Below are 19,674 nucleotides of genomic sequence, written 5' to 3'. Positions count from 1 at the left end.
CAATCTCATCCCACAAGTCGCGCCAAGACCGATACTGCGCTCGTCGTCGGGACGAAAAGTCGCGTTTGATAGCGTATGATCTCGGTGAAACACCCATGTGCCTTGTACCAGTCTAGGCGAGACGCCGACCAACCAGTCAGTTCGAGCCGCTGCGCGCCGTTGACGAGGCTGCGCTTGAGCGTGAGCGCTTCGCGGCTTTTGATTTGCATCGGCCGCCCGGTCCCGTTCACCGCATCGACGATTTGCTCTGCCGAAAAGGCATGTTCGTCTTCAAGCCCAAGCGCCTGGCATAGTTCGGGCACGCAATGGAGCGGAACCTCCCGGCCTAACAGCGAGCGTCCGTCTCGCGCCGAAATCCGGCTGACGCGAACATAGTCGGAAGGGAGTTTGTCCCACACCGGGAGCAACAGGCCGGTTGCAAGATGCAGTCGCTCACGCTTGTGATTTGAGGCGGCGTCATCGACCTCCGCCTGCCAGAGGCGCTGAAATTCGGTTGGATCCACTGTTTCCCAGTTGCTCTCCTCGAGTTGATCGGCAGTGATGTGTCCGTGCTTCAAGGGACGAACTAGCTCGAAGCGGGCCACACGCATACCTTCGTCGGTGAGCAGACTGCGAGCCGGGACAAGCAACCCGATCCGGCCTGAGCGCGCATTACGCAGAAGTTGCTGACGCGCACCTGACAAGCCGTAGAGCTCGTCGAGGCGTTCGAGACGCAAAGGCTTAAGCGCGCGGGCGATCTCGAGTTCGAGGAGATGCGTAGTCGCACCCGACAGCGCATCGGTGCGCAGTAGCGTGTCGGTCAGCACCTCGTAATGCTCCACCGCAATAGTCTCGACCCCAATGTCGAGCGTGCCGGCCTGGCGTGCTGCATCGATCCGCGCTTCGACGAGGCCGAGAAACTCGTCAAATATGCCGTTTTGCAAAGCAATCGGCAACGCGAGGATGCGATTGAGCCAGCGCTGGATTGTTGGCAGGTCATCGACCATCCCGCCGTCGGGCCCTTCGACCCTGAGCCCGCTCAATTCCTCAAACCGAGAAAGCGTAACGGCTTCCAGCTTGCCTGCGAACAACAGGCCGAACCAGCGATGAAGCGCCTCCTTGGCGTAGGTGCTCTCAAGATTATCGGCAGGATCGAAGAGGTTCTGCCCACCTGTCTGGCGCTGCCCTCGGGTCAGTGCCCCGAGACTGTCGAGCCGACGTGCAATGGTCGATATAAACCGACGTTCGCCACGCACGTCGGTGGTCACCGGGCGGAACAGTGGGGCCGACGCCTGATTGGTGCGGTTGGTACGGCCAAGGCCCTGAATTGCGGCATCGGCCCGCCAACCCGGCTCAAGCAGGAAGTGGACCCGGCGCATCTGGTTCTTTGCCGCAAGGTCGGCATGATAACTGCGGCCGGTGCCACCGGCATCGGAGAAAACCAGAATCCGCTTTGTCCCGTCCATAAAATCTCGCGTTTCGGCGACATTGGCGCGCGGAGAGCGCGACTGGAGCACCTGGCGTCCATCGCGTCCGACGATCAGGCGGCGGGTACGTCCGGTGACTTCGGCGACCTGATCGACACCGAACCGTTCGATGATCGCATCGAGCGCCGTCGCGATCGGCGGCAAGGCACAGAGCTGCTCGATCATGCGGTCGCGCGCGGCAAGCGCCGAACGACAGAGAACAGGAGCACCATTCTCATCACTCATCGGTTCGGACCGGGCATTGCCATTCTCGTCCGTGAACACCGCCATCAGCCGAACCGGGAAGCTTTTGGTGAGGTAATCGACCACGTATTCTTTGCAGTCGCAGTTTATGTCGAGCGTGGCGGCGGTAGGCGCAGGTTTCCTTCGGTTTTCCATGATTTCACTCCAGATAACTACGGTTCCGTCGACCTCAGCAAGTCGAAGGAGCCAACATGCGAACACGATCATCACTGCCGTTTCGGACTGCCCCGCTCCGGGTCGAAGATTCGCCCAGTCACGGCACTCTTCTCGCCGCATTTCTCTCCTCTCTGTCGCTCGACGAGAGGTCAGGCTGTGCGGTTCTGTATGGCGCGGCGGTCCGCCATTTCCTGCATTGGCTGGACCTGCACGAGATCGCGATCCGCACGATTGACGATCGGGCTGTCCGGCGGTTCGAGAAGCATCGGTGTCGGTGCCACCGGTATTCGGCGCAGCAAGCGCACTACAAGGCTGACCAAGCAGCAAGGGTCAGGCGCTTCGTCCGGTTCCTGGAAGATCAAGGCTACGTCGAAGTCGACGACGGGATCGACGATCTGCCACGGCACCTCGCTGACTATTCCGATGCGATCGATCGCCTGCAACTCGCCGAGGGACCCGCGCAGGCCTATCGGTCCGAGGCCGAGCATTTCATGGCCTGGCTTCGCATTACGCGACGCCAATGGATCGATATCGACGACACGATCATCGACCAGTACGCTGCGCATGATTGCCGATGCCCGGTATGGCGCAAGCGCGGCAAGCTGGTCGCCACGGGCACGAAGCGGCGGCGGCGATGCGCACGGCACTTCGTCGAGTTCCTGCGAGGCCGCGGTGTCATCCCATCGGTTGAACCGGTGGCTGACGATGACCCGCACATGTCGGCTTACCTCACGTGGCTCAAGCAACATCGCGGCGTCACCGATGAGACGATCCGGCGCTACCGGACCGATATCAGACGGCTCATGCCGATGCTGGGCGAGCCTTCGCAATGGGATGCCGCCGGACTCAGGAGCGCATTTCAACGACGAAGCAAGGAGACGCCGGGCTCGGCATCGCTGCTCGTCACGATAATGAGGAGCTACATCCGGTTTCTGGTCGTGCGTGGCGAGTGCCGGCCTGCATTGTTGCATGCAGTTCCATCAGTGCAGCGCTACCGCCTTTCGACGCTGCCGCGCCACGTCGACCCGGCAACGATCGAGAGGATCATTGCGGCCTGCCCGACAGATCGTCCGGTAGAAGTCCGGGACAAGGCCATCATTCTCCTGCTCGCCAGGCTCGGCCTGAGGGCTGCCGATGTTCAGGACATGCGTCTCGACGACATCGACTGGCGGTCCGGCCACCTGACGGTCAAGGGCAAGACGCGTCGACCGGACCGTCTGCCATTGCCGCAGGATGTCGGCGACGCGATCTTGGCATATCTTGCGGCAGCCCGCCCGGAGGCCGCCGAAGAGCATCTGTTCCTGCGTGCACAAGCACCGTTTCGGCCATTCCGCTCGTCCGCCGAGATCGCGGGCATCGTCGCTCGAACGCGCGACCGCGGTGGGATCGAAGGAGTGTCGACCGGGTCGCACATATTCCGGCATTCGCTTGCCACCAACCTGCTGCGCGCGGGCGCAGGCCTGGAGTCCGTTGGGACCATCCTGCGTCACAGCTCGCCTGAGACCACTGCCATCTACGCCAAGGTCGATCTGCCGATGCTCATGAAGATCGCGCAGCCATGGCCGGGAGAACCGTCATGCTGAACATGCACATTTCCAGATACGTCTCGCTCCATCGCAGCTTGGGACGGAAGTTCTCCGAACAGGAACGCTTGCTGCGCCAATACGCCGATTTCGCCGGCCGCGCCGGTGACCGGCACACCCAAGTGCAGCGCATTTACGACTGGTGCCACACGGCAAGCTCGCAGAACGTGGCCCGCCATAGGTTCGACGCCGTACGTAACTTCAGCCTTTTCGCTCATGCTGAAGATCCAGCTCACGAGGTTCCGCCTGCGGGCGTCTTCGGTCGGGGCAAGCGGCCACGCCCGACCCCGACCATCATCGAACCGGAACAGGTCCGGGCGATCATGACCGCGGTATTGGACGTTGCGCCCCAAGGCACGATCAGCCCGTACACGTATCATTATCTGTTCGGCCTGCTGGCGGCGACAGGTCTCCGGATTTCCGAGGCCCTCGCTCTTCAATGCAACGATCTGGTCGAGGATGGCCTGATCGTCCGCAACGGCAAGTTCGGCAAGCAGCGGCTGATTACCTTGCAGCCATCGACCCGTCAGGCGCTCGAAGCATATCTCGCCACCCGAGCAAGGCTTGGCGCCACGGGCAATGACCTGTTCGTGACCATTCGGGGGAGAGCACCACACAAGGTGCGCGCCCACGTGGTGTTCGTCAGGCTGGCCCGGCAGCTCGGATACCGCGGACCGACCGGAACGGCCGGGATGCGGTTACACGACCTGCGGCACACTTTCGCCGTGCGTTCCCTTGAGTCCTGTCCGCGCGACAGGGAAGCCATCGCACACCACATGGCCGGACTCAGCGTATATCTGGGGCATGCGTCGGTCGCCAACACCTATTGGTATCTCGAGGCCACTCCGGTGCTGCTGCGCGATATCGCTGTCGCCAGCGAGCAACTTTACCGGGGAGAAGCGGCATGACGGCACTCGCTCCGCACCTCTCGATCTACCTGCGTGAACATCTGCCGCGCGAACGTGCTGTCAGTCCGCACACGGTGAAGACCTATGCCAACTGCTTTGTCCTCCTGGTCCAGTTCGCTGCCGATCGGCTGAAGCGTCGGCCGACCGATCTCGAGATCGAGGATCTCGGCACCGACATGATCATGGCCTTCCTTGACCATGTCGAGAACGGTCGCGGCAGCTGTGTTCGGACCCGCAATGGCAGGCTCGCCGCGATCCGGTCCTTCTTCCGCTACATCGAGTATCGTATTCCGGCCTGCCTGGATCAGGCCCTTCGCGTCAGATCGATCCCTACCAAGAAGACCGACAAGGCGCTGATCGACTACCTCGACCGGGCAGAGATCAAGGCTTTGCTCGACGCCCCGGATCCCCGGACACGCCTTGGCACCCGCGATCGCGCAATGCTGCATCTGGCCTATGCTGGCGGGCTGAGGGTGTCGGAACTCGTAACGCTACAACTGCGCGATTTCCCGGACCGCTTCCTGTCCACCGTGCACATCATGGGCAAGGGACGGCGTGAACGGGTCCTCCCGCTCTGGAAGGAGACTCAGTTCGCATTGCGCGCGTGGCTTGCGATCCGCCCCGATGCGCAAGCTGCCGAGATATTCCTCAATGCCAGCGGGCAACCCATGACCCGCGACGGATTTGCGTTCCGTTTGGCGGAGCACGTCAAGCGCGCGGCAGAGAAGCAGCCGTCGATCCTTGGCAAGCGCGTAACACCGCACGTGCTGCGCCACTCCTGCGCAATGCACACGCTCGCGGCGACAGGGGACATTCGCAAAGTCGCATTGTGGCTCGGCCATGCCAGCATCCAGAGCACCGAGACCTATTTGCGCGCCGATCCCGAGGAGAAGCTGCAGATTCTCGCGGCGCACGGCGCTCCTGCCATCAAGCCCGGGCGCTTCAAGCCGCCATCCGATGCCCTGATCACGATGCTCACCGACGTTCGAAGGCGGGCCTAGCCCGTCTCCGGACAACCCCCTGGCACTCATATTATCTGGAGTGAAATCATGGAAAACCGAAGGAAACCTGCGCCTACCGCCGCCACGCTCGACATAAACTGCGACTGCAAAGAATATGTGTAATGTTGAGCTCAACATTACAGGAATTCGCGAGGGGAGAGATCGATTTCGAGTGCTTCGCGTTCCGCATCGGAGAGATCAGCGAGGCGGCGGTTGAGCATGGCTTCGGCGGTCGAGACGAGTTGCACGACAACCGCGTTGCCGTCCGCAAGTGCCGCGTCGATTGCGGGCAGTAGGCTCGGCAACTTCATCGATAGAAGGAGCTGCGCGAAGAAGCGCTGCTTGGTGCCTTCAAAAACCGAAAGCGCCGCTGATTTGGCACCTGAATTGAGGGTTTCGCCACTATCAGTGTCGACGATCCGGGTTGCCTCGAGTGCCTCGCGCAGGTTGCCATGTATGATTGCCCAAGCGTCTGCATACGCGTCATAAACCGCTACCTGGTCGGGGGTCAGGCAATGCTCGAGAATCTCGTACTCAACTCCGGCGAATGAAAGTGCCCTCGCCGCGTACAGTCCAAGTGACTTCAGATCACGGGCGACCAGTTCCATTGCAGCGATACCGCCATCGCGAATGTCTGCGACGAAGGCTTCGCGATTGGCAAAAGCCGTCTCGGGACCCCACAGCCCAAGACGGGTGGCATAGGCGAGATTATTGACGTCGGATGCCCCGGTCGCCGATGCGTAGAGCACGCGGGCGCGCGGCAGCAGATTCTGGATGCGAACACCGGCAATGCCCTGTTCCGATCCTTTGACCTTACCACGTGAGCCTTCCCCGCCAGCGGCGTTGGCCATCGCATGGGCTTCGTCAAAGACAATGAGCCCGTCGAAGTCCTCCCCTGCCCATTCGAGAATCTGCTCGAGCCGTGTCGCGTCGCTGCGGCCCGAGCGTAGTGTCGGATAAGTCACGAAGAGTATGCCTTCGCGCATCCCGATCGGGACACCGAGCTTCCATTGGCCAAGGGGCTGGACGTCGATGGGAAGGCCTCCGAGCGCGGTCCAGTCGCGGCGGGCATCTTCGAGCAAAGCTTCGTTCTTGGAAATCCAGATGTGGCGCCGTTCGCCCCTCACCCACCGGTCGAGGATGACGGAAGCGACCTGCCGTCCTTTCCCTGCACCAGTTCCGTCACCAAGAAAGTAGCCCATGCGGTAGGCGTGCCCGTCGGGGCTCGCCTTCAAGGCACAGCCCTTGTCGTCGGGCTCAAACCGTACCGGCAGATCGCGGGCATGCGCGCTTGCGGCATAGATCAGGGTCTCGGCCTGCGCAGCGGATAGGACGCCCCCAGCAATGAGGCTCGACGGAAGCTGAGGCACCACTTCGGGCACGGGTGCGGTTATCGAACCCATCGCAACGGATTCGACCAGGGGGGTCGGATGCGGGACAGCATCTGCAATTGAGATCCGGCTCGGCCGGTAGGGCAAATAATGCCCAACCTGGCTTTCGATCGGCGCAGGTGCTTCGAGCGGAGTAAAATCAAGCGGCAGGATCGACGGCGCCGCAGCGGTTGGATGGACCTTAAGTGGAACAGGTTTCGTCCTGTTCGCAACCAGCCGAAGCGGCAATGCTGGCTTGATGCCGATGCTGGGCTCGGCGGGCAGGCTTACCCGGTCAGGCAGCATATCGATCAGCAGATGAAGCTCGGCAAAGTTTGCCGGCTGGGCGATGATCGGGCTGGTACCATCGTCAGCCTTGTCGAGAACCAAGAGCCGGGTTGCGATAGAGGTGCCCTGCTTGACGAAACCGCGCTCGATCATCGCGTTGAGGCGCAACGAGACGGGACCGGCGATCCCGACAAGAAACTTCGGAAGCTCGAACCATTCGGGCATCACTGCGACCAGGCGGCCACCGGGCAGAAGGCGATTCCAGGCAGAACGCAAGTGCCGATCGCCAGTGCGACTATCGTGGCCCCTTTCGATTCCGTGTGAATAGGGCGGGTTCATCAGCACCACGCTCGGACCCACGTCGGGCTTGAGAAGTTCGTCGATCAGTTCCCCGTCAAATCCCGTGACTGTCGCCTCTGGGAACACGGCGCCCAGGCATTCGCGGCGCAGCGGCGATATCTCGTTGAGAGCGAGACGCGCAGCTGCCTTTGCTGCCCATACGCCCAGCATCCCGGTCCCGGCCGACGGTTCGAGAACCAGTTCAGCGGCAGAAATCGCGCATGCCTTTGCAGCCATCCAGGCCAGACGGGGCGGCGTCGCGAATTGTTGCCACTCGATCTGCTCGTCGCTACGGTTGGACTGGGTCGGGACCAGACCTTCAAGGCGCGTGAAAGCCTCATCGGCAAAGCTGGGTGACATTGCAGGTGAGAATTCGGTCGCCTGCGCCAGAAACAACACCTGCGCCAATTCAAGTGCCGCATGGGCATCGCGTACGGACCAGCGTCCTTCGGCGTCGCTACCGCCGAAGTGATCGGCCATCGTTGCATTCACAGTGAGCCGTGAAATTGCTTGATCTGCAACGAGCCGCGCGGCCAGCGCCCTCGCCGCTGCCAGCACTGGCAGCTCGGCGGGATCGGAGAATGCGAAAGCGGTATTTGCGTGTGACATGAGAGACCTCCTGAAGAGGCCCTGGGTTTGTCCGGGTGTCCGTTCGGATGGATCCGCCCGGGGGCCTCACAAGGCCCCAAGCCCGCTTTCCTCTAACCGACATTCAGACCGCAGCTCGGACTGAGCGCATGAGCACATCATTCCAGTCGTCGCCGGTTAGCTCCGGACGCCTGGTGACAATCAGCCGCCCTTCGCAAGCGTAGGCCTCTCGCGCACGCTCTTCAGCAAGGCGCCCGCCCGCATCATTGTCGACAAAGAGATATAGCTGGTGCACCGATTCCGGGATTGTGGCCAAGCCGAAGCGTTCGTTTCCTAGCGTCGCCCAGCAGGGAACCTTGAACATTTGCATCGCTGAGAGGGCCGTTTCGTTTCCCTCTGCGAGGCCAAGGCGTCCGCCATTCGGGTACGCGAAACGCACCGCCCCAGAACCGGGGCTGCCTAACGCACGCCTGGGCTGATCGAAAGAAGCCAAGCTGGTTTTGTCGAGGTCAAGGAAGGAGCGGTGCAGCGCCAGAATTCCGGCATCATTGCGCACGGCTGCCACCATCGCGGGTAGAAACCGGACAGCACCCTTTGGCCCCAGCGGCATGTGCGGGTGGAAACGCAGCTCCGGCGAAGAAATCGTGATGCCTCTGGACACGAGGTACTTCTCGGCGGGGCTGCCAGCGATGGTCGACGCCTCACGCCAGAGCCTCAGCGCATTGCGATTGGCGACTTCCTCGCGCGGTTCGGCCACGATCGGACCACTCGTGCCATCGAACAGATCCGCAATTCTTATTCCGAGCCCGGCCATGGCTTCTATCACCGCCTCGTTCGTGCAGCCGGCAAAGCAATGAACAAGAATTGCGCGCTTTCCGAGTGTGATACTTAGCGAAGGAGTGCGGTCGTCGTGGGCCGGACAGCAGCACATTCCGCGCGAACGCGACCAGGCACCGCCCAGCTGCTCGACTATCTTGCGCGCGCGGGTTTCCAGTTGCAGACCTTGGAATTGGGATGATCGGTGTTGGTGCATGGGGGCATCTCCATCGTAACGTGCCTCCACCCGCGCAGCCTCCGCTCTGCGTCGCTGACGTTTCATTTTCCTACATCATATGTTCTATATATGTTCTTTCCCGATTCGACCACCAAAGGATTTGGGAATGAGACTGAAATGGGCAGTAGTTGCAGGGGCAACGACAGGATTTGGGTCCGTCCTCCCCGCTCACGCGCAGGAGATGGAGCCCCCTCAGATGACCGTTGCCTCGGAGTTGACGACCGATGGCTTCCGCGTTGCAGAAGGGACTGATGGCTTCCTTCTCGTCGAACATGGCATTTGGAGAAAGCCTCCAACGGCCTCGTCCGAGCCGCTGGCTACCGATGCGGGTCGAACCTATCTGCCCTATCGATATCCAAAGCCCCAAAGCAGCGCGCCATCGGGCTTCCGTCGGGCAAGCTACCTTCCTCATGTTTACGCTGCTGAGGCTCAATACTCGCTACCAAGCGGCCTTCTCGACGCTCTTGTATGGACGGAATCACGATATAATCCGATGGCCATCAGCAAGGCCGGGGCCGCAGGCTTGGGGCAATTGATGCCAGGGACAGCGCGGGACCTTGGCGTTTCAAATCGCTTCGATCCCAAGGCGAACATCTTGGGTGCGGCCCGATACCTACGCCAGATGCTGGACAAGTTCGGGGTGGTTCATCTGGCCCTCGCTGCCTACAATGCAGGTCCAGGTGCCGTCGAGCGCGCAGGCGGTATTCCTCGCAATGGCGAGACACCGGCCTATGTGCGTGAAGTGCTGCGCCATTGGCGTTTTTGAACGGGGGGGTGTTGTGAGCGCGGATCGAAGACGCGTCTCGGGAGTTTTGAGCCGTGGTAGACGCGGGTTGTTCCTGACCACGACAGACGACGTCGTCTGGATCATCGAGAGCGAAGAACCCAAATGCGAATTCGTCGGATCAGCGGTGATTGTCGAGGGGGTTGTCGCAGGTCGAGATCGTTTGCGCGCAGACTGGATTGGACCGGTCTGATCGAAGCCATAGTTATCAGGCTGCGCGCTTCCCTGCCTTCTTGATGTCGATGACCTTCCCGCCGCTCAGATAGTCAGCCCAGTCCTGCATCATCCGGCGCCGAGGAGCCAGGTATTCAGCGGCATTGTAAGCTCCACGCACGTCGTTTTTCTCCGAATGCGCGAGCTGTAGTTCGACCCAATCCTCATGGTATTTCCTGATCCACATGGGCGGCTTGCCGAACTCGACCAACTGCTCATTGGCCCAGGTGCTCGCCAAGCCCCGGAAGCCGTGTACGGTTTGGCGACTGTGGTATCCGAGGCGATAGAGCGCGTAGATCATTGTGTTCTCTGAAAGCGGCATGTTTGGGCCATTACCCGGGAAGAGAAACTCGCCAGGCGCTGCTGCTATCATAGATTTCGCGATGTGCGTTGCCTGCTGCGAGAGGGGCACCAAATGCTCTCGTCCCATCTTCATTCGCTCGGCCGGTATGCGCCAGACAGGTGATTTGCCGCCGAGGTCTTCGAACTCGGATTTGGCGGCGAAGCGGAGCTCCTTCGTTCGAACCCAAGTCAGGAGCGCAAAGAGAACTGCGTCACGGGTGATTGAGGACCGCCGTTCGCCCTCTTCCTGGTAGGCATGCAGCTTCTCGATGAATGCGGGCAATTCGCTGAGCGGCAGACGGCTCATATGCTTCACTCGTGGTCGCGGCTTTAGCGCCCCACGCAGATGTGTCGTCGGATCATTCGAGGCCAGGCCACACGCGATTGCGAACTGGAAGACTTGCCCCACCCCTTGCTTCGCACGCCGGCTGATATCGAGCGCGCCTCTTGCTTCGATTTTGCGTATCATTGCCAGGACGTCGGGCGCCGTGATTTCATGAACGAGTTTCTCGCCGATGGCTGGAAACACGTCCCTTTCCATGCGCGACCAGACGCGTTCGGCGTGCGCGGCATTCAACGCGCTCTTTCGATTTTCATGCCAGCGCTTTGCGACATCAAAGAAAGTGGCACCCTCCTGCGAGATCACTTCCCCCTTGGATTTCATTGGATCCTTGCCCTCGGCTAGCAACGCCTTTGCGGCTGTGCGCTTGGCACGCGCTGCAGCTATCCCGAGGTCTGGGTAAGCGCCGAACGAGAGCAACTTCTCCTTGCCTGCGAAGCGGTACTTCATCCGCCACAACTTTGATCCGTTCGGCTGGACGAACAGGAATAGGCCCTCCCCGTCGGCCAGCTTGTAGGCGCGATCACTTGGCTTGGAATTTCGGGCCTGAGTCTCCGTGAGAGGCATTGGGGGTATCGCTCCTTTCCGACACTCCGCGAAAATACCCCCAAAATACCCCCACACCAAATCTGGCTGCATGTGGAAGACCATGGGCGCATGCGGACGCGAATCACCCGCAAACCTCTGCTTTTCTTTCGATTTTTGGAAAAATGCGGAAGCTAGTGGAAGCTTCCGGATCAAGGAATGGTAGCGGAGGAGGGACTCGAACCCCCGACACGCGGATTATGATTCCGCTGCTCTAACCGGCTGAGCTACTCCGCCCCGAAGGGTCGCCGCATCGGGCGAGCCGCGCCTATAGGCATCGCGATTGCGGCGGTCAATATCATGTACGCCGTCCGCGAAAATTAGCCGCAAAGGCGGTCTCCCACGGGCCGCCGCGATAATGGTGCGCGGCGAGTCCGGCGATCGCCAGCGGCCGGGGACGGAAATCTTCGGTGAGGCGGGCGAGCAGCGCCTTGGCCTCGCTGGCCGTCACCTTGTTCTGGACGGTGATATGGAGACGCGGCATTCCCCGGTCCTGCGCGGTGAGCGCGCCGAAGAAGTGGTCGGCGATGCGGTCGCGGATCGCCAGCAGGCTGGCACTGTCGATACGGAAGGCCACACCGCCGCCCAGCGAATAGACTTCGCGGAGCGACGCGGCCGGAGGCGGCGTGTCGGCGGCGATGGCGCGGATCAGCCGCGTCAGTTCGTCGAGACACGACGGTGGCAGTTGGTGAAAGAGTGTGATGTGCGCCGCGAGATGATTGCGATCCGGGGGAAAATGGGCGGTACGCAGCGCGTCGAAATAATGCTGGTCCGCCGCACCCATCGTCGCAGTCACGATGATGGGCACGGCGCCAGCGGCCGGGACGGGAGGGGGGATGTCCGGGCCGGCTATTGCGCGCCTCTGCGGGAAGGTCGCGCGCCGCTGCCCAAGCAGGGATTGACACCGGGGTCAAATCGAGTGTGCCAGTCATAGTGATCGATTGCACCGATCAAAGCCCGCTCCAGAACGCCAAGAGCGCGGCCGCCACCTCGCGCGGCCGTTCGGCAATCGCCCAATGCCCCGCTCCTTCGATCACGGTCAGCGGTGTGCCGGTGTTCGACGAAAAGCGCTGCGCCACCGACAGTTCGACATAGGGATCGCCCTCCCCCCAGATCAGCGTACCGTTTGCGGGGAGCCGGCCGACGTCGCGCGCCCAGTCATGCTCGAAGCTCAGCCCTTTTGCCGAGCGATAAAGCTTCAGGATCGCGCGCTGCTTGTCCTTGCTGGCCCATTGCGCCGCCTCTTCTGCCGCGATATCGGCCGGCATGCCCTGCGCGGCGAGGCCCTCGGCGAGCTTTGCCGGCTTGCTCAGCGCCATGAAAAGTTCGCCGAGGATCGGCGTGTTCCAGATGCGGGCCAGCCGGTGGCCGCGATAGTCCGGGTCGATCACCGCGTTCGAGACCGCCCAACTGCGGATCAGGTCGGGTCGCAGCATCGCGACGCGCTGTGCGATCAGCGCCCCCCAGTCGTGACCGACGATATCGATCGGACCGTGCTCCGCGAACAGCGCCTCCGCCTCTTTCGCGGCCCAATCCGCATAGGCCTCCTTGGTCGCCGGAAATCCGGCCGGGAGCGGGCCGGTAAAACCCGGGAGTGCGGGCACCGCGACCGGGGTATCGCCAAGATCAAGCGCGGCGAGTAGCGGGCGCCAGATCGCCGGGCTGTCGGGGACGCCATGAAGGAAGAGCTTTGCTGCGGCCACCCGGCTTCTCCTGCTTCCGTCGCCCGGCGAAGGGCAACAATTGCTATTCCATCTCCCCGCGCTCGCGGCGCAGCGCATACCATTTCTGGACGTTCGCATTATGCTCGGAAAGCGTCCGCGCGAAAATATGGCTGCCGTCGCCCTTGGCGACGAAGAAGAGATAGTCGTTCGCCTCAGGATCGAGCACCGCGGCGATCGACGCCTTGCCGGGATTGGCAATCGGTCCCTTGGGCAGGCCGATCATCGAATAGGTATTATAGTCGTTTACCGCCAGAATTTCGGAGCGCAGGATGCGGCGGCCGAGCGGTTTGCCCTTGGTGACCGGATAGATGATCGTCGGGTCGGCCTGCAGCTTCATGCCGACCGCGAGACGGTTGGTATAGACGCCGGCGACGGTGCGGCGCTCGGCGGGGACCGACGTTTCCTTTTCGACGATCGACGCGAGCGCCATCGCCTCGTTCCGGTCCTTGACCGCGGTGCGCGGCGAACGCTTTGCCCAGAGTTCGGCGAAGGCCTTGTCCATCGCACCCTGCATCCGCTTGACGACCGCGGCGCGGCTTTCGCCGGTGGTGAAGGCATAGCTGTCGGGAAGGATGCTGCCCTCGGCGGGCACCGGGATTTCGCCCTTGAGCCGCTTTTCGGCCATCAGCCGTTCCCACACCATGATCGAGGGCATGCCCTGCGGGATCATGACGAGGCGCTGGATGGTCTTGCCCGACTGGAAAAGTGCGAGGATGTCGCCCGCGTCCATCCCCTTCTCGATCCTGTATTCGCCCGGCTTGATCGGATCGTCCGAGCCGAAGAAGCGCGCCTGATTGCGAAACTCGGAGGCCGAGACGAGGCCCTTTTCCTCGAGGATCTGCCCCGCTTTCGCGATGCTCGCACCCGGCGGGACGACAACCTCGGCATCATGCGGCGCGCCGCCCGAGCAGGCGGCGAGCAACAATGCAAAGATCGCCATCGTCAGCCAGCGGAACGGATGCACCAGTTTCTCCCTATTCGCTCTTAAGGAGACAAAGGATACGCATGCGCGCATCGAAATTGTCTCCTTCGTCGCCTTTAGCCGACACCGGCGACGGGGTGATAGAGCATGGCGGCGCGATGTAGGAAAGAGGCTTTTGGTCCTCCCTGTCGCGGAGCGATGGGGAGGTGGCAGCGCGAAGCGCTAACGGAGGGGCGATGGCGCTGCCGTCGCCGTCCCTCCACCACGCTCCTCGGGCGCGGTCCCCTCCCCATCGCTCCGCGACAGGGAGAATCGAGATCAGTCCTCGACCGCCTTGACGATCAGGCTGGCATTGGTGCCGCCGAAACCGAAGCTGTTGTTGAGCGCGGCCTTGACCTTGCGCTTCTTCGCAACCTTGGGAACGAGGTCGGCGCCTTCGGTCCCCTCGTCGGGATTGTCGAGGTTGAGCGTCGGCGGCACGACCTGATCACGGATCGCGAGGATGCAAAAGATCGTTTCGACCGCGCCGGCGCCGCCGAGCAGGTGGCCGATCGCCGATTTGGTCGAGCTCATCGAGACATTGCTCATCGCGTCGCCGAACAGGCGCTTTACCGCGCCGAGTTCGATCGTGTCGGCCATCGTCGAGGTGCCGTGCGCGTTGATATAGTCGATGTCGGCGGGGGTCATGCCCGCCTTCTTGAGCGCCGCGCTCATCGAGCGGAAGGCGCCGTCCATTTCGGGATCGGGCGCGGTGACGTGGTAGGCGTCGCCCGACAGGCCGTAGCCGACGACCTCGGCATAGATCTTCGCGCCGCGCGCCTTGGCATGCTCATATTCCTCAAGCACGACGACGCCCGCGCCTTCGCCCATCACAAAGCCATCGCGGTCCTTGTCATAGGGGCGGCTCGCCTGCTCGGGGCGGTCGTTGTAGCTCATGTTGAGCGCGCGTGCCTGCGCGAAGCCCGCGATGCCGATCGGACAGATCGTCGCCTCTGCACCGCCCGCAAGCATGACATCGGCGTCGTCGTCGCGGATCATCCGCGCCGCGTCGCCGATCGAATGCGCGCCGGTCGAACAGGCGGTAACGACGGCGTGATTCGGGCCCTTGAGGCCATATTTGATGCTGACCTGCCCCGAAATCAGGTTGATCAGGCGGCCGTGAACGAAATGCGGCGAGACGCGGCCGGGCCCTTTTTCGGCGAGCAGCAGGCTTTCGCTCTCGATTCCCGGCAGGCCGCCGATGCCCGAACCGATCGAACAGCCGGCGCGCACCTTCTGCTCCTCGGTCATTTCGGTGAGGCCGGCGTCTTCGAGCGCCTGCCCCGCGGCGTCGATGCCGAAAATGATGAAGGGATCGACCTGACGCTGGACCTTGTGATCGACCCGCTTGCCGGGGTCGAAACCATATTCATGGTCGGGGCCCTTGACCTCGCACGCGATCGTGCATTTCTGGTCCGACGCGTCGAAATGGGTGATCGGACCGGCGCCCGATTTGCCCGCGATCAGATTTTTCCAGCTGGTTTCGACGTCGCCGCCCAGCGGCGTCACCAAACCCAAACCCGTCACCACAACCCGGCGCATAATCGTTCCTTTCGTCGGCCCCCGTCCCCACGGGAACCCGCATCACTTGACCCGGCGCGCTTCTAGAGGAGCCGCGCGCATAAAAAAAGCTTCCCGGCCGCTGCGCGCATGCGCTCGTGACCGGGAAGCCGGAAATGCGTGGGCGGCTTGCCGCCGCATCCGGCCAGGCCGGATCGCAGGGCTTTAGCCCTTGTTCGCTTCGATATAGTCGATCGCATCCTTGACGGTGGCGATCTTTTCCGCCGCATCGTCGGGGATTTCGACGCCGAATTCTTCTTCGAACGCCATCACCAGCTCGACGATATCGAGGCTGTCGGCGCCCAGATCGTCGATGAAGCTCGCTTCCTCGGTGACCTTGTCGGCTTCGACGCCCAGATGTTCGACGACGATCTTCTTAACCTTTTCGGCCGAATCGCTCATGCGCTATTCCTTTTCTGACTAAGCCGTGAATGTTGGGGTTTGCCCTAGTGCGCAGCAGCGGGGCTGGCAAGAGGGCTGGCGCCGGATGGTTGGCGGCAGCCGCTTTCTTCGCTTCGTCGCACCCGCATCATGGCCGGGTCTTCGCCGCGGGAACGACGCCCGCCTCGCGCAGCGCAGCCGAGGCGCGCGCGATCACCACCGGAGTGATGACGAATTGCTGGAGCACCCGCTCGGGCGGGGCGCTCGCCGGCTGCCCGGTGTAGGCAAGCAGGCGCTGCCACTGCCGGCGCGCCTCGGGCAGGTTGCCCGAGCGCGCGAGCACGACCGAACGCACCATCAGATATTGCGGCTCCATATTGCTCGGCGACGGCATCTGGTCGAGAATCGACAGGGCTTCGTCCTGATTGCCGCGTTGCGAGAGCAGGAAGGCCAGCGTCACCGCGGGCACGCCGGGATAGGACGAATCGAGCGCAAGCGAACGCCGGAGCAGCGCCTCGCCCTCGTCCATCTGGCCGCAGGTCGTCTTGAACAGGCCGAGGAAACCCGACAAGTCGGGGTCATAGGGGTTGAGCTTGATCGCGGCATCGCCCATCGCGTTGCCAGCAGGGCAATTGCCCGCATAAAAGCTGGCGCGGGCCATTGCGAACAACCCGGCCGAGCTGTTCGGACCATTTTGATAGGATTGCTCGGCGAGCAGCCGCGCCTCGGCGAACGCCGCCTGCCCTTCCTTCGTCGTCCGCCGCGGCTGCCAGTCACCGAAACGGAGCAGCGACAGCGCAGTCAGCGTCACCGGATCGTTCGGACTGGTCTTCAGCCCGGCGCGAAGGCAGGCGTCGATCTGCTGCACGCTGGCCCGGTTGCGCATCTGGCGCATGCGGTTGAACTGGGCGAGGCAGGGAAAGCCGGGGTTGAAATTGTCGGGCTGGCGCTGGACCTGGTCGCGCACGATAATCCCGAAATCGCCCGCGACCTGCGCGATGGCGGGGTCGATCGCCGTAAACTCGGGCACCTCGTCGGCGGTCAGCCGGAGTTGCTGCGACCAGATCGTCCGCTGATCGGCAACGCGGTTGAGGACCAGCGTTACATCGACATTGCCCTCGAGCGTGCGCACGAGCGACGTGTCGAGGCGGTAGTCGATGCGGCCGGCCGCGGCGGCGGTGCCCGGTGCGCCGGCGCTGCGCAGGTCGACCAGATCGAACCGCCGAAGCCCGTCGCGCAGCTTGCCGTCGAGTGCGCGTGCCAGCGCCCGCGAGGGACCGCTATCCCCGGCGATCGGCGCACTGACTTCGAGCAGCGGCATCGGCGCGGGAGTGGCCGCGAGCAGTTTGCCCTTGCCGGCGGTGAACCACCAGCTCGCCAGCAGCGCGAGCGCCACAAAAACGAAGGCCAGGCCCCAGCGGGGCCGGCGGGGTGCAACGTGGGAGCCGGGCGTCGCCGGCGAGCGCGGCCTGTCGGCCTCCGGCATATCGGCGGCAGGCGCCGATGCGGCATCGTCCGGGTCCACCGGCGAACGGCCCGGCGGCGCATTGCGATGCTGGATGACCACTTCGTAGCTGCCTTGCGGAACGCGAAGGCGATGGACCCACGGCGTATCGGCATAATAACGGTCGAGCAGGCTGCGAAGGCGACCGACCATGACGCGCGGATAGCTGTCGACCGCGGGGTCGAAATCGGCGCTGCGGCCCAGCGCCTCGGTCGCGATCGCATAGGCCTTGGGCGCGCTGCGACCGCCGCGGAGACGATGTTCGACGAGGAACTGAAGCAGGCGCGACAGCACCGGCGAGCGAACGAACATCGGCGATTCGAGCAGCCGCTCGCATTCCTGCTCGATGATCCGGTCGGTTTCGGCCGCCGTCTGTGTATCCGTCGCTTTCGCGTGATCCATGCTATTCCTCAAACCCCCGCTGACGGCGCGGGTGATACGGCATTCCGAAGTCGCGGCCAGCCATTGTTACTCGCTTGTAACGGTAACAGACGGCCATTTATTCCCGGCGAAAAATAACAATCGCGTCAAACTCCCCGGAAAACCGCCAAACAAGGTTAATGGCTTCTTATCATCTTGCTACACCCCGCTACGTGACCCCATGTAACTGCAATCTGTTACCGGTTTCTGCGAATTTCCAATCGTCGCGGTGTCCCCCCACAGCGCCGCGGTCTGGTCTGAGACATGTTCTCAGTTAGACGGATTGAAGCCGGTGGGTCGAAAGGTGCGAGCTGGTCCCTGGCACCGTTCGGAATATCTACCGGCTTCTTGCACTGAGACTTCGCCGGGTGGGACGCAGCCCCACCTGCTTTCTACCCGGCGAGTCCGCCTCTCTCCGTCTCCGACAACTTACCCTGCGACCTTTCTTACAGGCAGCTTGTATCACGCTATGTCGATACGGAAAGCACAAAGCTTACTTTGCTTGCTATCGATCTCGTTTTTCGGCTGAATCCTCGCCCGACCTGCGGCCATCGGAACCTCGCGCCCGCCCTGCAAAAAAAGAGCGCGCAGCCAAGGGCCGCGCGCTCTCCTGTCCGGGTATTGCCCGTATGGTGAACGTGTCAGGCCTTGCAGGGGCCGACGTTGGTGCTGGTGACCTGCATCTGCATTTCCATCTGGCCGCCGGCCGGAGCGGGCCCCTTGGATGTGACGAGCACGTCGGTCTTCTTGGCCGCCATCGTGCCGTTCATCGCGAGTTCGACCTTCTGGCCGTTCGAGGTGCAGGTGCCGGCGACGTCGATCGTGCTACCGCCGATCTCCTTTTTCGCCCAAGTGCAACCTTCGCCGAAACCCTTCGACAGGGCGTCGGCGGCATTTTCCTGATCGACCTGTGCCTGCGTCACGCACTGTTCGGTGCCGCTGGCCGCGGCGAACTGCTTCGCCATCTGGTCCTTCATATTGTCGGGCACGCCCGGCATGTCGAATTTGACCAGCTTGATGTCGGTCTTCCAGTTGCCGGCTTCGCGCTTGACCGGAGCGGACGACGACGCGGTGCTGGTGCCGCCCGCCTTTTCCGCGCCGGCATCGGCCGAACTGTCCGACTTTCCGCAACCGGCGACCGCCAGCGATGCACTGAGCACCGCAACCGTAACGAACTTTTTCATGGGTTCCTCCTCCTGTTAGGCAAGGCAAAAACCCCTTCGGCGCCAAATGGTTGCGTGCGCGGAGACGCCCAAACGACAAAGGGCGCCGGCCTTTGGCCGGCGCCCTGCTTGTCATATCGAAGACCGGATCAAGTCGCCGAGGCGCCGGCCGGCTTGCACGGACCGGTGTGGACGCTTGTCATCTGCAGCACCATTTCCATGTCGCCGCCGGTCGGGACCTTGCCCTTGGTGGTGATCGTCACGTCGTTCTTCTTCGCTTCGATCGTCCCGTTCATCGCCATGTCGACGGTCTGGCCATTGGCCTTGCAGGTGCCGGCAACGTCGATCTTGCCGCCGCCGACTTCCTTCTTCGACCAGGTGCATTCGCCGCCATTGCCCGGCCCCTTGGCGAGCTCTGCGGCGATATCTTCCTTGTCGACCTGTTCCTGCGTGAAGCACTGGTCCATGCCGCTGGCACCTTCCATCATCTGCTTCATGCCCGACTTCATTTCCTCGGGCATGCCGGGAACTTCGAACTTCACCAGCTTGATATCGGTCTTCCAGTTGCCCGCTTCGCGCTTCACCGTGCCCCCGGCATTTTCGCTCTTGCCGCAGCCCGACACCGCCAATGCGACACCGAGGGCCGCAATCGTCATAATCTGTTTCATACCCTGTCTCCTGTGACTCGCTTGCCGCGCTCT

General features: G+C 62.6%; 17 protein-coding genes and 1 tRNA gene. 5 read left to right on the top strand and 13 right to left on the bottom strand.

The features are described 5' to 3' along the window. Positions 1 to 5: 5 nt before the first annotated feature. Complete coding sequence (locus LH19_RS05060) at positions 6 to 1,736, bottom strand: strawberry notch C-terminal domain-containing protein (RefSeq protein ID WP_082396231.1); 1,731 nt, start codon at positions 1,734 to 1,736, stop codon at positions 6 to 8. A 164-nt stretch (positions 1,737 to 1,900) separates the two neighbouring features. On the opposite strand from LH19_RS05060, the gene LH19_RS05055 reads away from it, so the two are divergent. Genes LH19_RS05055 through LH19_RS05045 form a run of 3 tightly spaced genes read left to right on the top strand, consistent with a single transcriptional unit; the run spans position 1,901 to position 5,357 of the window. After that, positions 1,901 to 3,448: a tyrosine-type recombinase/integrase gene (locus tag LH19_RS05055; protein WP_054725389.1), complete on the top strand. Its 1,548-nt coding sequence runs from the start codon at positions 1,901 to 1,903 to the stop codon at positions 3,446 to 3,448. After that, entirely contained in the window at positions 3,442 to 4,356 is a 915-nt protein-coding gene (locus LH19_RS05050; protein WP_030540399.1) for a tyrosine-type recombinase/integrase, read from the top strand. Before LH19_RS05055 ends, LH19_RS05050 begins: the two co-directional genes overlap by 7 nt. Further along, positions 4,353 to 5,357: a tyrosine-type recombinase/integrase gene (locus LH19_RS05045; RefSeq protein ID WP_030540398.1), complete on the top strand. Its 1,005-nt coding sequence runs from the start codon at positions 4,353 to 4,355 to the stop codon at positions 5,355 to 5,357. The genes LH19_RS05050 and LH19_RS05045 overlap by 4 nt, the downstream gene beginning before the upstream one ends. A gap of 137 nt (positions 5,358 to 5,494) precedes the next feature. Here LH19_RS05045 and LH19_RS05040 read toward each other — a convergent pair whose 3' ends face one another. Continuing rightward, positions 5,495 to 7,963 carry a strawberry notch family protein gene (locus tag LH19_RS05040; RefSeq protein ID WP_054725375.1) on the bottom strand — a complete coding sequence of 823 codons (2,469 nt, stop codon included), beginning with the start codon at positions 7,961 to 7,963 and terminating at the stop codon, positions 5,495 to 5,497. Positions 7,964 to 8,066: 103 nt separating this feature from the next. Next, entirely contained in the window at positions 8,067 to 8,975 is a 909-nt protein-coding gene (locus LH19_RS05035; protein WP_054725373.1) for a DUF7146 domain-containing protein, read from the bottom strand. Positions 8,976 to 9,102: 127 nt separating this feature from the next. Here LH19_RS05035 and LH19_RS27750 point away from each other — a divergent pair, with 127 nt between their 5' ends. Both LH19_RS27750 and LH19_RS29355 read left to right on the top strand, forming a co-directional pair. Then, positions 9,103 to 9,762: a lytic transglycosylase domain-containing protein gene (locus LH19_RS27750; RefSeq protein WP_082395425.1), complete on the top strand. Its 660-nt coding sequence runs from the start codon at positions 9,103 to 9,105 to the stop codon at positions 9,760 to 9,762. Beyond that, positions 9,665 to 9,973 (top strand): DUF5818 domain-containing protein, encoded by a 309-nt coding sequence (locus LH19_RS29355; RefSeq protein WP_322787401.1) that lies wholly within the window; start codon positions 9,665 to 9,667, stop codon positions 9,971 to 9,973. The genes LH19_RS27750 and LH19_RS29355 overlap by 98 nt, the downstream gene beginning before the upstream one ends. 15 nt (positions 9,974 to 9,988) lie before the next feature. Here the strand turns inward: LH19_RS29355 and LH19_RS05030 are convergent, their stop codons facing one another. The 10 genes from LH19_RS05030 to LH19_RS04985 form a co-directional block, all read right to left on the bottom strand. Beyond that, the gene (locus LH19_RS05030; protein ID WP_054733036.1) at positions 9,989 to 11,242 is read right to left on the bottom strand and encodes a tyrosine-type recombinase/integrase; all 1,254 of its coding nucleotides are present in this window, start codon (positions 11,240 to 11,242) and stop codon (positions 9,989 to 9,991) included. A gap of 178 nt (positions 11,243 to 11,420) precedes the next feature. Continuing rightward, positions 11,421 to 11,497 (bottom strand) — tRNA-Met (locus LH19_RS05025). A gap of 61 nt (positions 11,498 to 11,558) precedes the next feature. Next, entirely contained in the window at positions 11,559 to 12,044 is a 486-nt protein-coding gene (locus LH19_RS05020; protein ID WP_054733033.1) for a 2'-5' RNA ligase family protein, read from the bottom strand. 166 nt (positions 12,045 to 12,210) lie between these two features. Further along, complete coding sequence (locus LH19_RS05015; protein WP_054725370.1) at positions 12,211 to 12,963, bottom strand: alpha/beta fold hydrolase; 753 nt, start codon at positions 12,961 to 12,963, stop codon at positions 12,211 to 12,213. Between the two features lie 43 nt (positions 12,964 to 13,006). Further along, positions 13,007 to 13,924, bottom strand: a complete 918-nt coding sequence (mltG, locus tag LH19_RS05010) for an endolytic transglycosylase MltG (RefSeq protein ID WP_082396229.1) — start codon at positions 13,922 to 13,924, stop codon at positions 13,007 to 13,009. 300 nt (positions 13,925 to 14,224) lie between these two features. Then, the gene (gene fabF / locus LH19_RS05005; protein ID WP_054725364.1) at positions 14,225 to 15,487 is read right to left on the bottom strand and encodes a beta-ketoacyl-ACP synthase II; all 1,263 of its coding nucleotides are present in this window, start codon (positions 15,485 to 15,487) and stop codon (positions 14,225 to 14,227) included. Between the two features lie 183 nt (positions 15,488 to 15,670). Further along, positions 15,671 to 15,907 (bottom strand): acyl carrier protein, encoded by a 237-nt coding sequence (locus LH19_RS05000; protein ID WP_003039428.1) that lies wholly within the window; start codon positions 15,905 to 15,907, stop codon positions 15,671 to 15,673. 127 nt (positions 15,908 to 16,034) lie between these two features. Then, complete coding sequence (locus LH19_RS04995) at positions 16,035 to 17,792, bottom strand: tetratricopeptide repeat protein (RefSeq protein WP_054725360.1); 1,758 nt, start codon at positions 17,790 to 17,792, stop codon at positions 16,035 to 16,037. A 659-nt stretch (positions 17,793 to 18,451) separates the two neighbouring features. After that, positions 18,452 to 18,994: a DUF3617 domain-containing protein gene (locus LH19_RS04990; protein ID WP_054725357.1), complete on the bottom strand. Its 543-nt coding sequence runs from the start codon at positions 18,992 to 18,994 to the stop codon at positions 18,452 to 18,454. Between the two features lie 128 nt (positions 18,995 to 19,122). Next, positions 19,123 to 19,641: a DUF3617 domain-containing protein gene (locus tag LH19_RS04985; protein ID WP_062912870.1), complete on the bottom strand. Its 519-nt coding sequence runs from the start codon at positions 19,639 to 19,641 to the stop codon at positions 19,123 to 19,125. Positions 19,642 to 19,674: the final 33 nt, after the last annotated feature.

Source organism: Sphingopyxis macrogoltabida (assembly GCF_001314325.1).
Taxonomy (GTDB): domain Bacteria; phylum Pseudomonadota; class Alphaproteobacteria; order Sphingomonadales; family Sphingomonadaceae; genus Sphingopyxis; species Sphingopyxis macrogoltabida.
This window is presented reverse-complemented; position numbering and strand designations above follow the sequence as displayed.

What these genes read in the sequence shown, in the direction of transcription:
- LH19_RS05060 (WP_082396231.1), bottom strand. Translation starts at nt 1,736, where the DNA reads ATGGCGGTGTTCACGGACGAGAATGGCAATGCCCGGTCCGAACCGATG.
- LH19_RS05055 (WP_054725389.1), top strand. Translation starts at nt 1,901, where the DNA reads ATGCGAACACGATCATCACTGCCGTTTCGGACTGCCCCGCTCCGGGTC.
- LH19_RS05050 (WP_030540399.1), top strand. Translation starts at nt 3,442, where the DNA reads ATGCTGAACATGCACATTTCCAGATACGTCTCGCTCCATCGCAGCTTG.
- LH19_RS05045 (WP_030540398.1), top strand. Translation starts at nt 4,353, where the DNA reads ATGACGGCACTCGCTCCGCACCTCTCGATCTACCTGCGTGAACATCTG.
- LH19_RS05040 (WP_054725375.1), bottom strand. Translation starts at nt 7,963, where the DNA reads ATGTCACACGCAAATACCGCTTTCGCATTCTCCGATCCCGCCGAGCTG.
- LH19_RS05035 (WP_054725373.1), bottom strand. Translation starts at nt 8,975, where the DNA reads ATGCACCAACACCGATCATCCCAATTCCAAGGTCTGCAACTGGAAACC.
- LH19_RS27750 (WP_082395425.1), top strand. Translation starts at nt 9,103, where the DNA reads ATGAGACTGAAATGGGCAGTAGTTGCAGGGGCAACGACAGGATTTGGG.
- LH19_RS29355 (WP_322787401.1), top strand. Translation starts at nt 9,665, where the DNA reads ATGCAGGTCCAGGTGCCGTCGAGCGCGCAGGCGGTATTCCTCGCAATG.
- LH19_RS05030 (WP_054733036.1), bottom strand. Translation starts at nt 11,242, where the DNA reads ATGCCTCTCACGGAGACTCAGGCCCGAAATTCCAAGCCAAGTGATCGC.
- LH19_RS05020 (WP_054733033.1), bottom strand. Translation starts at nt 12,044, where the DNA reads ATGGGTGCGGCGGACCAGCATTATTTCGACGCGCTGCGTACCGCCCAT.
- mltG (WP_082396229.1), bottom strand. Translation starts at nt 13,924, where the DNA reads ATGGCGATCTTTGCATTGTTGCTCGCCGCCTGCTCGGGCGGCGCGCCG.
- fabF (WP_054725364.1), bottom strand. Translation starts at nt 15,487, where the DNA reads ATGCGCCGGGTTGTGGTGACGGGTTTGGGTTTGGTGACGCCGCTGGGC.
- LH19_RS05000 (WP_003039428.1), bottom strand. Translation starts at nt 15,907, where the DNA reads ATGAGCGATTCGGCCGAAAAGGTTAAGAAGATCGTCGTCGAACATCTG.
- LH19_RS04995 (WP_054725360.1), bottom strand. Translation starts at nt 17,792, where the DNA reads ATGGATCACGCGAAAGCGACGGATACACAGACGGCGGCCGAAACCGAC.
- LH19_RS04990 (WP_054725357.1), bottom strand. Translation starts at nt 18,994, where the DNA reads ATGAAAAAGTTCGTTACGGTTGCGGTGCTCAGTGCATCGCTGGCGGTC.
- LH19_RS04985 (WP_062912870.1), bottom strand. Translation starts at nt 19,641, where the DNA reads ATGAAACAGATTATGACGATTGCGGCCCTCGGTGTCGCATTGGCGGTG.